The following is a 12530-nucleotide window of genomic DNA, read 5'->3' as shown; positions in this document are numbered from 1 at the left end:
CCAGTGCACTTCCAGCCTTATGATACAGCCGGGCATCTGTCGGGTAATTGATCGCTTTTTCCTGCACCGTGCTATCCACGTTTACTGCTGTGAGCGATGTCTTTGATACGGTCTGCGTGGCAATTCCTGCTACCACCGTTAGACTTAACATGAATTCACAGCCTGCTTCGCCTATGCGGTCACGAAATCTCGTCATCTGGCTGGGATCGATTGGCAATTCGTGGCGAAAGTATTCTTCTCCACAGATGTATTGCCAATAGGGATTCTCCACCCAGCGTTCCACCACCGTTTCATCCGATTCGTTGAAAGTGTGCTTCAGGTAGTGCAGCCCTACCATCAAGCGGATCGGAATAGCTGGGCGGCCTTCATCTGAATACAGTCGTTCAAACCGCTCTTCTACTACAGACCAGTCAATCTTCCCTGCCAGGCGATACAGCTCGTGGCGCTGGTCCAACATCTGCTCCAGTCTCATGCGAAAAAGATCATCACAGGGGGTGGGTTCTTGCTTCTTTGGCTTCATCAATTCACCAGAAATTAGGGGTCAATAGCATTAATTCTGGCAAATTCCATACCTTTTGAGTATCCCTCAATGCCAATATTTATGCTAGTTTCTATAGTATTTCAGGGGCGACTAACCTAAATTCCTCTTTTAACCCGAGCTGGAAGCCAAATGAAAGGTTGGCGAATTGAGAACTGGAGGATTTTCTGATCTGGCAGCAATAATTTTGTTGACAATGTAGTGTACCAAAGTAGGCCATCGCTCCATTTTTGACAACTGAGGCGCATTTGCCAGAATTGAGTCAAGACCGTTGCGGATATTGGAGATCATTACTTTGATCATGATTCCCGGTCTCATGAGCCAACGTCAGCAATAGACGAGATTGACCTGCATGCCGAGTCAGGCGAGCAACACCGCTTAGCAGCATAGGGCGACTCGTAATTGCTTCCAGGTGCGTTCTGGGGTGTGCCAGGCGAACATACCCACTCCACCAATTGTAGATCAGTGTGACTGCCCGTGCTGAGAGATTGCAGCGTTCCAGGTCATGGGTGGTATAGCCACCCCAGCCCCATTGATTCTTCAATTCATCAAAGCCATTTTCACAATCTGCTCGATTGCGGTATAGCTGACCAAAAGCTTCCAGGGAGTAGTCCGCATTGGTAACCAGTACAGTATGTTCCCAGAGTTTAATCTTTTGGGAGCATGGGATTTACCGTTTTGCACTTCAACATCAAGCACCAGCCGAACATTGCTGATCCAGTAAGTATGCAGAGTGTGGCTTGGTCGCCCTGGCTTCCTGGGATTGTAGCCGATCTCAGCGCCTATTTGGCGGCCATACAACAGCTTGACGCTGGTATCAGCGTCAAGAATCCAAGCAGTACTCAAGGCCTCACGAGTACTCTCACTTAGCGCTGTGTCCATCCAGATCGCACTCTTCATTACCTGGGCCAGGCAGGCAGCACGTTGTGCTTCATCACAACGTTTGGGTAAGCCGGGTGCAAGCGCACTCAGCGCACGGCGTAAGCTCTCATCGCTGACAATCTTGCCCATACCACAAGTATCTCAGGTGCAACTTCATCGCCACGTAGTCCGGCTATGTGCGCATAGCGCCGCTGCCCATCCAGAATCGACAACAACCATGTGCCCAGTATATCAACCACCTTAGGTGCATTTGGACTGGTGTAGGTAAGAGGACATCCATCCGCCCAGCGGGAAAATAATCCTCGCCCAATGCCCTTGTCAGATCGATTACGTTTATTCTGATAATGGCAAAGAATATAAAGGCACTGACAGTCATGCTTTTGTTAAAACCTGCAAAGCACACGGTATCGGCCAGAAATTCACCCAAGTCAATCGACACCAAACTAACGGCAAAGCTGAACGCGCTATCCGCACCCTCATACAGATGTGGCATGACCAGACCAACTTTAAAGACTACACCGACCGGCAAATTCAACTCGGCCGCTTCATTAACTTTTATAACACTGTCAAACTACATAAGAGTTTGAATAACTCAACTCCTTATGAAATACTCCAACAGTATTTCAATCAACCTCTCTGTAAACAACCCTGAGATTTCTTGCACTTAAGTTTATCTAAAATTTACTCAATAAGATTGAGAAAAATGCCGATATATTCTTTGCTTTATAAGCAATAAAGACCTGTCAAAGGTAACAAAGCATTTTTCCATATTAGGAGTGATTATGATAAGGTTACTACAACTGATAATTATCTATTTTGTGTTGAGTAGTAGTATTTATGCAGCTGTAAATATTAATACCGCTTCACAATCCGAGCTAGAAGTGCTGAAAGGAATTGGTCCGGCTAAGGCAAAAGCCATTGTTGAATATCGAAATGAGCATGGTCTGTTTAGTTCGGTTGACGATTTGGAAAAAGTGAGTGGTATCGGAGCGGGCACTCTCAAGCAGATCCGCAACGATCTGACAGTAGGCGATACATCTGTAGTGGGCGCGGAAGAAAAAATAGCAGTTGAACAGAAAAAATAATCTAATCGATAAATTAGCGAGGCGATACTATACCTCCAGAAATACATTTCAATTTCTGGGGGTATTTTTTTTGCCTGTACTGATTCTTTGAATCATTTATTTTTAATGACATATGCGATAATCAACTATCTAGCAAAAATTGCAAAATTGCATTGTCTATGTTCAAAACAATAGAGGATTTTGTTGGTAATACACCATTAGTAAAACTTAAACGTATCCCTGGAGAGACCAGTAATACCATTCTGGCTAAGCTTGAGGGAAATAATCCAGCCGGCTCAGTGAAAGATCGACCGGCACTCTCTATGATCAAGCATGCGCAAAAGCGTGGTGATATCAAACCAGGTAATACTTTAATTGAAGCTACTAGTGGCAATACGGGTATTGCCTTGGCGATGGCGGCAGCCATGATGAGTTATCGGATGATTCTCGTTATGCCGGAAAATTTGAGTATAGAGCGTCGACAAGCAATGAGTGCGTTTGGTGCTGAAATCATATTAACCCCTAAAGAAGGGGGGATGGAAAAGGCGCGTGATATTGCGGAGAAAATGCAAGAAGAAGGCAAGGGATTTGTTCTTAATCAGTTTGCTAATCCTGATAATCCGTTAGCTCATTATGAGGGAACTGCTCCGGAAATCTGGCGTGATACGGGTGGGGAAATAACCCATTTTGTAAGTAGCATGGGTACTACAGGCACAATCATGGGATGTGCTCGATATTTTTCGGAAAAAAAATCAACTATTGAAATTATTGGTGTGCAGCCAGAAGAAGGATCGCAGATTCCGGGTATTCGTAAGTGGTCAGAAGATTATTTGCCAAAAATATACAATCCTAAGCGGGTGAATCGCATCATGCTGGTTTCGCAGCAAGAAGCTGAGACTATGGCTCGACGTTTGGCGCGTGAAGAGGGAATCTTTGCGGGTATCTCGTCAGGTGGCGCGCTTGCTGCAGCACTTAAAGTTTCTGCAGAACTAGATAATGCGGTGATTGTTTTTATTGTATGCGATCGCGGGGATCGCTATTTATCTACAGGCGTTTTTTAATTAAAAAACCAGATTTGACAGATGTCATTATTAAACAAAAAGGGTGGTCAAAAATGACCACCCTTTTTGTTTTACAGAGATACAGTAACTAGTTAATCTCTTTCACCTGAGAAAGCCAGCAGTAACTGCAGCAAGTTAATAAACAAATTGTAAATATTAAGGTAAATACCCAGTGTTGCCATTACATAATTAGTCTCGCCACCATTTACGATACGGCTAACATCAAACAAGATAAATCCTGAGAAAAGCAATACTGCAGCAGCGGAGATTGCCAGCGATACAGCGGGCATCGCAAAGAATAAATTAGCCAGTGAAGCAAGAATCAGCAATATTAACCCAATCATCAAGAAATTACGCAAAAAGCCAAAATCTTTACGGGTTACCGTAGCAATTCCTGCAAGAGTAAAAAAGATTACACCCGTTCCAGCTGCTGCTGTACCAACCAATTGTGCGCCATTACTAAAATTTAGTGCATATTGGAGTAATGGTCCTAACCACCAACCTGCCACAAATGTAAATGCGAAAAGTAATAACACGCCCCAAATGCTATTGCGGGTAGCACTTACTGCAAACATCAGTCCTATCATTACAGCTAACATGACCAGCGAGCCTATGATGGGTGATTGGGCAAGAAAAGAGAAATTTGTATTTGTTCCGATTACCGCGCCGATGACGGTTGGAATCATTGTCAGGCTCAGCATCCAGTAGGTATTCCGCAATACCTTATTACGAATGACGCCTAAATCTCCTGTTTGGGCAGTAGATGCTATGTATCGCATATTAGGTTGCATAAACTCTCCTTTTATCTTTTTTTAAAAAACTAAATTTAGACTACCCGCATTTATTAAAAGTTGCAAATGCTTTTTATTCAAGTATCTAGCAAGATGTGCGTAATCTCAATTACTCGAAAAGATTGATAATACCATCCAATCCCACAAAGCTAATGGAATAAGTTGATTTCTCTTGTAAAATGGGCTTGGCATGGTAAGCAATGCCAATGCCTGCCGATTCCAGCATTTTTAGATCATTGGCGCCATCACCAATAGCGATAACCTGTTCTCTTTTTAGACCTAGCTCATCCCGGATGCGCCTTAATACTTCAGCTTTTCCCTCGGCACCAATAATTTTACCAAGCACCTGGCCAGTTAGTTTTCTATCCTTGATTTCCAATGTATTTGCAAAGGCATAATCTAATCCGAGCTCTGTTTTGATTCTATCAGTGAAGAAAGTAAAACCACCTGAAATTACCATGGTCTTGAGGTTTGCTGCTTGCATGCGTTGTAGCAATTTTTGGGCACCAAGATTTAATCTAACCTTTTCGTCATAAACTTTTTGCAACGCTTCTTGCGGCAATCCTTCAAGAAGTGCTGTCCGCCGAATCAGGCTTTCAGCAAAGTCAATTTCGCCTCGCATGGTGCTCTGTGTAATTTCTGCAACTTGTGGCTTAACATTGTGCATGCCAGCTATTTCATCAATCGATTCAATGGCGATCAGGGTTGAGTCCATATCCATTGCAATCAACCCAAAATTAGTTAATTTTGTTCCGATCGGAACAAAAGCAAAATCGAGTTGTACTTCAGCGCAGTATTCAGGTATATCGGGATGGGGGCTGGCGTTTGCCAAGCGGAACGCTTGCCCGGTAACACGCTCAATATGGCTAGCTTGAGCAAGTTTTGCGATTGCTCGCAGATCGTTGTTTTCAATATCTAATCCTTGGATGATGAGGTTCATGGGATATCCGAGTTATTATTAATTATGATAGTTGTGTTAATCGGAGCAAGCGCAAAGCAAAGTACTCCAGATGTAATGGAGTTTTCATAGATTGGTGTCTGGGTATGCGCTCGCTTTTAATTCGAAATTGATTTTAAGATATAGATTCTACTCCAGTTATGCGATGTTGCTTATTTTGACTTTATACAATAAATGTAGCGATAATCCATGCAGATTTATTTATGAATTTCTTTCATCTTAGAGAATAATTAATAAGGAGTAGAAAGTGGATTTTACAATCAAACTCAGCACCCCAGAAAAACAACGTGGAGCTTGTATCGTAGTAGGTGTATTCGAATCACGCAAATTAACCGAGCCTGCAAAAATTTTAAACGATACTTCCAAGGGTTACATTAGTAATATCTTGCGTCAAGGTGATATGGAGGGTAGCGCTAATACAACTTTACTGTTACATAATGTTCCTGATATTGCAAGTAAGCGCGTGATGTTGGTTGGGCTAGGCAAAGAGAAAGAATTCAATGATAAGGCATATCAACAAGCAGTTTTAACGACATTCAAAGCGTTATCTCAAACAGCTGCTGCAGATGCTACCCTCTTCTTGGCGGATATTCCATTAAAGCAACGGGATATTGCATGGAAAATTACTCAGACAGTGATTCTGGGGACGGAAAGCACTTATCGCTTTGATCGCCTCAAAAGTAAACCAGAAAAAGAACAGCCTGCTCTTGGTAAGATCACGATAAATGTGAACGATCAAGCGTCGCTTCTGGCAGGAGAGAAAGCGCTGCAGCAGGGTCTCGCAATTGCGCGGGGCATAAATGTAGCCAAGGATCTAGGCAATCTTGCGCCCAATATCTGTACACCGACCTATCTTGCTGAGCAAGCTACCGATATGGCTAAAGCTTATGATCTTAAGGTTTCTGTGTTAGGGCAGAAAGAGATGGAAAAGCTTGGCATGGGCGCATTTCTTGCTGTTGCACGTGGAAGCCATCAACCTGCCAAATTAATTGTGTTGGAATACCGTGGCTTGACAAAAATGGAAAAACCTATTGTGCTAGTCGGTAAGGGGGTTACTTTTGATACTGGGGGTATCTCATTAAAGCCAGCAGCTGAGATGGATGAGATGAAATTTGATATGAGTGGCGCAGGAAGTGTGTTGGGCACATTAACAGCGGCGGCGGAAATGAAGCTTCCTCTCAATATCGTCGGTATTATTCCTGCGACTGAGAACATGCCTGGTGGCAACGCAACCAAACCAGGAGATGTAGTGAAAAGCATGTCTGGCCAAACAATTGAAATTCTGAATACTGATGCTGAGGGGCGGCTGATTTTATGCGATGCGCTGACGTATGCTGAGCGGTATAAGCCTGATGCCGTAATTGATATCGCAACCCTTACTGGAGCTTGTGTCATTGCGCTGGGACATTTAGCATCTGGCTTAATGAGTAACAACGATCAGTTGGCCCAGGAATTGTTACAGGCTTCCGAATTGGCGTTGGATCGTGCTTGGCAGCTGCCACTGTGGGATGATTATCAGGAATGGTTGAAGAGCAACTTTGCCGATATGGCAAACATTGGTGGACGCTCAGCAGGAACGATCACAGCTGCCTGCTTTTTGTCACGCTTTACAGAAAAATATCCTTGGGCACATCTTGATATTGCCGGTACGGCCTGGAAAAATGGTAAGGAAAAGGGGTCTACCGGCCGGCCGGTACCACTTCTGACTCAATTTTTGATTTCGCGAGCGAAAGTATAAAGATGATCGTTTAAACGATGGCACAAATTGATTTTTATTCGGGTGCATCTGACAAATTGCTGGTTGCGTGCCGATTAAGTGAGAAAGTGATTCAGCAAGCGCTCAAGATAATGATTTATATACCAGATTCGTCGCTTCTGAATCGTTTCGATAAATTGCTCTGGACATTCTCCCCCACCAGCTTTATTCCGCACTGTCATGTCGGTGACAGAGTGGTTAACGTTACACCAGTGATATTAATTGGTAGTAGTGAGGAAATTCAGCAGATTGTGCCCTATGAGGTCTTGCTTAATTTGCATGATGAAGTGCCACTAATTTATGATCGGTTTCAAAGAGTAATTGAAATTGTCGGAAATGCCCCAGAGGACAAGGTAGTCGCTCGTAAACGTTATCGTTTTTATCAGGAACAGGGCCTCAGTGTATATCATCATAAGCTTGGTCAGAACCTGCATTGAACTAAACCAAAACGATTCATTCTTTCTCATTTTACGATGACTGATCATTCTGTGATATCTGCCAAGATCGATGATGATGTGTGGTTGAATAAGCTGGAAGTAGTATTATTGCGGTATCGGAAGAAATCTTCTGTCATGATTCATCCCAAGGAAGCTGTCTTGGCACTTCCAGTTTCTTCACGGAATGCTTGGGATCAAGCGGAGAAAATACAACCATTGGTGGAACAAAGGATTCCAACGCTGACTGAAAAACGTATACTTACTTCGGCAGTCTGGTCACTAGAATCCGATATTTCCTTCTTACTTTGCTATGTATTCGATGCAATACTGCGGGAAGTTAAAATCAATCTAACTCCTTCAGGCGCTATCGCGGCGCTTGTCTAGAAACCTGTAAATTTCTAATAGCTAATAACCTAGCTTTTTGTGGCGATGCCTTTCGATATAATAACAGGTTTTCTGTTTATGCTAACTTAACAATTAAATTTCCATGGAACTTGCAAAAAGTTTTGATCCAAAACTCATAGAAACTCGCTGGTATTCAGAGTGGGAGTCATCTGGCTATTTCAGATCGTCAAATAAACAAGGTGTAACTGCCTACTGCATCATGTTACCACCTCCTAATGTAACGGGCACCCTCCATATGGGACATGCGTTTCAGCACACTCTGATGGACGCATTGATTCGTTATCATCGCATGCTGGGAAATAACACACTATGGCAGCCTGGTACAGATCATGCAGGCATTGCAACACAAATAGTCGTAGAGCGCCAATTAGATCAGGAAAATATTGATCGGCGGAAGCTGGGACGTGAGGCGTTTCTAAAGCGTGTCTGGCAGTGGAAAGAGGAATCAGGTTCAACCATTACGCGCCAGATGCGGCGGATGGGCACTTCTTGCGACTGGTCGCGTGAGCGTTTTACCATGGACGAGATGCTTTCCCAGGCAGTGACAGAGGTATTTGTACGGTTATATCGAGAAGGGTTAATTTATCGTGGCAAGCGTCTGGTTAACTGGGATCCTGTACTGCAAACCGCAGTGTCTGATTTGGAAGTCATTTCAACAGAAGAAGCAGGTTCACTTTGGCATATTCGTTATCCATTCGAAGAGGATAGAGGTGCTGGATTGCAGGGGAGTGGCTTAGTTGTTGCAACCACACGGCCTGAAACGATGCTAGGTGACATGGCGGTGGCTGTCCATCCAGAGGATGAGCGCTACCGTCATCTGATTGGGCAGCACCTCCGATTACCCTTATCCGAGCGTACGATCCCTATTATTGCTGATGAATATGTTGATCCGACTTTTGGTACGGGTTGTGTGAAAATCACACCCGCACATGATTTTAACGATTATCAAGTCGGCTTACGCCATAAGCTGGTTCCACTTAATATTTTTACCCTTGATGGAAAAATCAATGATTTTGCTCCAGTCGAATATCAGGGACTGGATCGTTTTGAGGCGCGGAAAAAGATTATTAGTGATCTAGAAGCACAGGGATTGCTGGTCGAAATACGGCCACACAAGCTGATGGTTCCCCGAGGGGATCGCACTCAAACCGTCATAGAGCCCATGCTGACTGATCAGTGGTATGTGGCTATGGAAGGGATGGCCAAACGTGGTTTGGAAGTGGTGGCCACTGGCGAGATCCGATTTACGCCGGAAAATTGGACACATGTTTATAACCAGTGGTTGGAAAATATACAGGATTGGTGTATTTCGCGGCAATTGTGGTGGGGTCACCGGATTCCTGCTTGGTATGATGAGGATGGCAATGTAACAGTTGCGCATAATCTTGAGGAAGCGCAGTGGTTATCAGGTAAGGAAAATCTCAAGCAAGAAGAAGATGTGCTTGATACCTGGTTTTCTTCCGCATTATGGCCATTTTCAACACTGGGATGGCCGCAGGAAACAGCCGAGCTCAAGACCTTTTTGCCGACCTCAGTACTGGTAACTGGGTTTGACATCATTTTCTTCTGGGTTGCACGCATGGTCATGATGTCACTGCATTTCACTGGAAAAGTGCCATTTCGTGAAGTTTACGTAACTGGGTTAATCCGCGATTCGGAAGGTCAGAAGATGAGTAAATCCAAGGGGAATGTGCTGGATCCACTTGATCTGATCGATGGTATTTTGCTGCCGGAGCTGATTAAAAAGCGCACTACAGGTTTGATGAATCCTCAACAGGGTGAATCAATCGAGAGAAATACACGTAAGCAATTCCCGCAGGGGATACCTGCGTTTGGCACCGATGCACTGCGTTTTACTTTTGCCAGTCTGGCTTCGCATGGGCGAGATATTAAATTTGATTTGCAGCGATGTGAAGGTTATCGGAATTTTTGTAACAAACTGTGGAATGCCACTCGTTTTGTCCTCATGAACTGTGAGGGAAAAGATACCGGGCTGGATGATTCGTTGCCATTGGCGTTTTCTCATGCTGATAATTGGATTATCGGTCGGTTGCAACAAGCTGAACAGAGTGTGGCGCAAGCCTTTAATGATTACCGCTTTGATATGGTTGCACGCGAACTCTACGAATTCATCTGGGATGAATACTGTGATTGGTATGTGGAGCTTGCTAAGGTTCAGTTAAGTTCAGGGGGGGGTACTGAGCAGCGTACTACGCGCCGTGTGCTAGTGCGCGTGCTTGAAGCTGCACTCCGGCTGGCACATCCTGTGATCCCCTTTATTACTGAGGAATTGTGGCAAAAAATTGCACCTCTGGTCGACAAAGAAGGTAAGAGTATCATGTGCCAATCTTATCCACTAGCCGATCCTGCGCGCATTGACAAGGAAGCCAATAACCGCATTGCGCTACTCAAAGAGATTGTAAATGCATGTCGCACATTACGTGGTGAAATGAAACTGTCTCCAGCTGAGAGAATTCCCTTGCTGATTGAGGGCAATCAATCTGCCTTAGCAAGTTTTTCTAGTTATTTAGTAGCATTGGCTAAGTTATCCGATGTAGAAATTATGCCAGGTGGTCTGCCTGATGCAGATGCGCCAGTAGCAGTTGTCGGTGAATTTCGATTGATGCTCAAAATTGAAATAGATGTATCCGCAGAGCGCGCCCGGCTCCAAAAAGAAATTCTTCGCCTGGAAGGGGAGATCTGCAAGGCCACAACAAAGCTTGATAATCCTGATTTTGTGCAACGCGCACCAGAAAAAGTGGTTACACAGGAGAAAGAACGCTTGGCAGGTTTTAAGGCAATGTTGACTAAATTGGTAGAGCAATTGCAAAAATTAAATTAGTCTTTTAAGTATGTATTTTTAAGAAAAAAATATTGCTTAGTGCTATTGATAGTGATGCTATGCTGAACAGCAGCAAGCACTTCGTTGTTTGTCGATAGCTCAAATCTCAATATTTACTTGCTGATAATCGAATTGTTTTCCATATGGAAGACGATGTGAATAGAGCATAAGATCCTTTTGCAGCCTGCGCAGTTTTTCATTAGTGCCAGTTGGGTAAAAGGATAGTGAAAAAAAATGCAAAAACTGTGTAATCGGAGTGAGTGGCGGAGCATTGGGGATCTGACTTATAACTCAGCACGTAGTCCAATGCCGTTTGGAAGGAATAAAAATTCGACCGGAGAGCCAAGGTATTGACGATCTTTGTCTGAGTTTGTAGAAAAAAACACTACAACAGGAAGGGAATAAGTTTATTTCTTACTTTCATCAATTTGCTATGGGGCTTGCTGGCCTGATTAACATTTGTTTATCTCCCTTAAAGCAAATGAGATTGCATTGATATCGCTTTTTTAGCAAGAGTGAGTATCAAAGGTAATTAAAGATTTTCTAGTTTTTGTGTTTTTTTAAACCTTATCTAATATCATTGCAAAGAAAATAAATTAGATAAAAGGAAGAACTTTTCCATGTTAAAAAAATACCTCTTTTAAACTAAAAAAACAGCAAATAAAAGAATCACCACATTCAAAACAGGGAAATCACCACATTCAAAACAGGGGGATTTTTCTATAAAAATCATGATTTTCCCTTGTTAGTACAAATCTGACATGCTAGAATTCTTGTCAGAATTAAAGGGTGAGAAATCAATAGAAATTTTAATATGAAGTAATTTGCAGTCGGGTAGTTTATATAATGATTTGATTCAAATGGTTGTGTTTTTAGTATGTGAAATTAGACAAAATTTGTAATTTATGTGGGGGGAAATAAATATATGAGCAGTAAATCAGTAATGGCCCTGTTAGGGTCCGCAATTCTTGCTTTTTACTCAAGTATGGCGTTTTCCAGTAAGTATTTTCATCCGGAACCGCAATCTGTAATTGCACAAGAAACCTATGATCAGCATATAACTGCGCTATGGATTTGTTTGGCAATTTTTATTGTTGTTTTTGGTGCGATGTTTTACTCAATTCTGAAACACCGTAAATCAGTTGGACACAAGGCTGCCAATTTTCATCATTCTACTGTCGTAGAGATTATCTGGACGGCCATTCCGCTTCTGATTCTCATTGCTATGGCGTTTCCAGCCACCAGAACCGTTGTAGCGATGAAGGATACATCTCAACCTGATATCACCATTAAGGCGACAGGCTATCAATGGATGTGGGGTTACGATTATCTTCAGGGAGAAGGTGAAGGCATCAGTTTCTTCAGTAAATTATCCACCCCAGTTGCTCAATTGGAAGGTAAAGAAACCAAGGGAGAGAATTATTTGCTGGAAGTGGACAATAATGTAGTTGTGCCTGTTGGCAAGAAGATTCGGGTAATCACGACGGCAAATGATGTTCTGCACGCATGGTGGGTGCCTGCCTTCGGAGTCAAGCAAGATGCTATTCCAGGATTTATTCGCGATTTATGGTTTACGGCAAATAAACCTGGTATTTTCCGCGGCCAGTGTGTTGAGCTTTGTGGCAAAGATCATGGATATATGCCGATAGTAGTTGAGGTTATGGAGGCAGATAAATATGCCCAATGGGTGGCTGAGAAGAAAAAAGCATCAGCAGCAGTCATGAACACAGCTGCAGTTGGGAATTAATATTTCGATCGAAAGAGATGTGATTTCAGAAAACAAAGAAGTAAGCACT

The 12530-nt window shown here is 43.2% G+C and carries 13 protein-coding genes; 8 read left to right on the top strand and 5 right to left on the bottom strand.

All coding sequences use genetic code 11. The features are described from left to right. From BLV54_RS08150 to BLV54_RS16060, 3 genes are all read right to left on the bottom strand, one after another. Nucleotides 1-520 (bottom strand): transposase (locus tag BLV54_RS08150; protein ID WP_143032452.1); only part of this gene is annotated, 520 nt, incomplete at its 3' end. A gap of 280 nt (nucleotides 521-800) precedes the next feature. Then, nucleotides 801-1142, bottom strand: a complete 342-nt coding sequence (locus BLV54_RS16805; RefSeq protein WP_256329284.1) for a hypothetical protein — start codon at nucleotides 1140-1142, stop codon at nucleotides 801-803. Beyond that, a complete protein-coding gene (locus tag BLV54_RS16060; RefSeq protein ID WP_256329280.1) occupies nucleotides 1079-1549 on the bottom strand; it encodes a hypothetical protein in 471 nt (156 codons plus the stop codon). The genes BLV54_RS16805 and BLV54_RS16060 overlap by 64 nt, the downstream gene beginning before the upstream one ends. Before the next feature lie 145 nt (nucleotides 1550-1694). On the opposite strand from BLV54_RS16060, the gene BLV54_RS17245 reads away from it, so the two are divergent. The 3 genes from BLV54_RS17245 (at nucleotide 1695) to cysM (ending at nucleotide 3545) form a co-directional block, all read left to right on the top strand. Further along, the gene (locus BLV54_RS17245; protein WP_218132352.1) at nucleotides 1695-2072 is read left to right on the top strand and encodes an integrase core domain-containing protein; all 378 of its coding nucleotides are present in this window, start codon (nucleotides 1695-1697) and stop codon (nucleotides 2070-2072) included. Between the two features lie 130 nt (nucleotides 2073-2202). After that, nucleotides 2203-2505 (top strand): ComEA family DNA-binding protein, encoded by a 303-nt coding sequence (locus BLV54_RS08130; RefSeq protein ID WP_090570387.1) that lies wholly within the window; start codon nucleotides 2203-2205, stop codon nucleotides 2503-2505. 158 nt (nucleotides 2506-2663) lie between these two features. Continuing rightward, the gene (gene cysM, locus BLV54_RS08125) at nucleotides 2664-3545 is read left to right on the top strand and encodes a cysteine synthase CysM (protein ID WP_090570384.1); all 882 of its coding nucleotides are present in this window, start codon (nucleotides 2664-2666) and stop codon (nucleotides 3543-3545) included. A 92-nt stretch (nucleotides 3546-3637) separates the two neighbouring features. Here cysM and BLV54_RS08120 read toward each other — a convergent pair whose 3' ends face one another. Together BLV54_RS08120 and serB are read right to left on the bottom strand one after the other, a co-directional pair. Continuing rightward, a complete protein-coding gene (locus tag BLV54_RS08120; RefSeq protein WP_090570381.1) occupies nucleotides 3638-4336 on the bottom strand; it encodes a Bax inhibitor-1/YccA family protein in 699 nt (232 codons plus the stop codon). A gap of 109 nt (nucleotides 4337-4445) precedes the next feature. Continuing rightward, nucleotides 4446-5276, bottom strand: a complete 831-nt coding sequence (serB, locus tag BLV54_RS08115) for a phosphoserine phosphatase SerB (protein WP_090570378.1) — start codon at nucleotides 5274-5276, stop codon at nucleotides 4446-4448. 265 nt (nucleotides 5277-5541) lie between these two features. On the opposite strand from serB, the gene BLV54_RS08110 reads away from it, so the two are divergent. The 5 genes from BLV54_RS08110 (at nucleotide 5542) to coxB (ending at nucleotide 12481) form a co-directional block, all read left to right on the top strand. After that, nucleotides 5542-7032, top strand: a complete 1491-nt coding sequence (locus tag BLV54_RS08110) for a leucyl aminopeptidase (protein WP_090570376.1) — start codon at nucleotides 5542-5544, stop codon at nucleotides 7030-7032. Nucleotides 7033-7049: 17 nt separating this feature from the next. Then, nucleotides 7050-7487: a DNA polymerase III subunit chi gene (locus BLV54_RS08105; protein ID WP_090570373.1), complete on the top strand. Its 438-nt coding sequence runs from the start codon at nucleotides 7050-7052 to the stop codon at nucleotides 7485-7487. A 36-nt stretch (nucleotides 7488-7523) separates the two neighbouring features. Beyond that, a complete protein-coding gene (locus BLV54_RS08100; protein ID WP_090570369.1) occupies nucleotides 7524-7871 on the top strand; it encodes a hypothetical protein in 348 nt (115 codons plus the stop codon). A 103-nt stretch (nucleotides 7872-7974) separates the two neighbouring features. After that, nucleotides 7975-10734 carry a valine--tRNA ligase gene (locus BLV54_RS08095; RefSeq protein ID WP_090570366.1) on the top strand — a complete coding sequence of 920 codons (2760 nt, stop codon included), beginning with the start codon at nucleotides 7975-7977 and terminating at the stop codon, nucleotides 10732-10734. Nucleotides 10735-11659: 925 nt separating this feature from the next. Beyond that, a complete protein-coding gene (gene coxB, locus BLV54_RS08090; protein ID WP_090570363.1) occupies nucleotides 11660-12481 on the top strand; it encodes a cytochrome c oxidase subunit II in 822 nt (273 codons plus the stop codon). Nucleotides 12482-12530: the final 49 nt, after the last annotated feature.

Origin of the sequence: Nitrosomonas sp. Nm33 (assembly GCF_900107265.1) — a bacterium.
Taxonomy (GTDB): domain Bacteria; phylum Pseudomonadota; class Gammaproteobacteria; order Burkholderiales; family Nitrosomonadaceae; genus Nitrosomonas.
The sequence above is the reverse complement of the archived record's forward strand: the minus strand, read 5'-3'. Positions and strand labels throughout refer to the sequence as shown.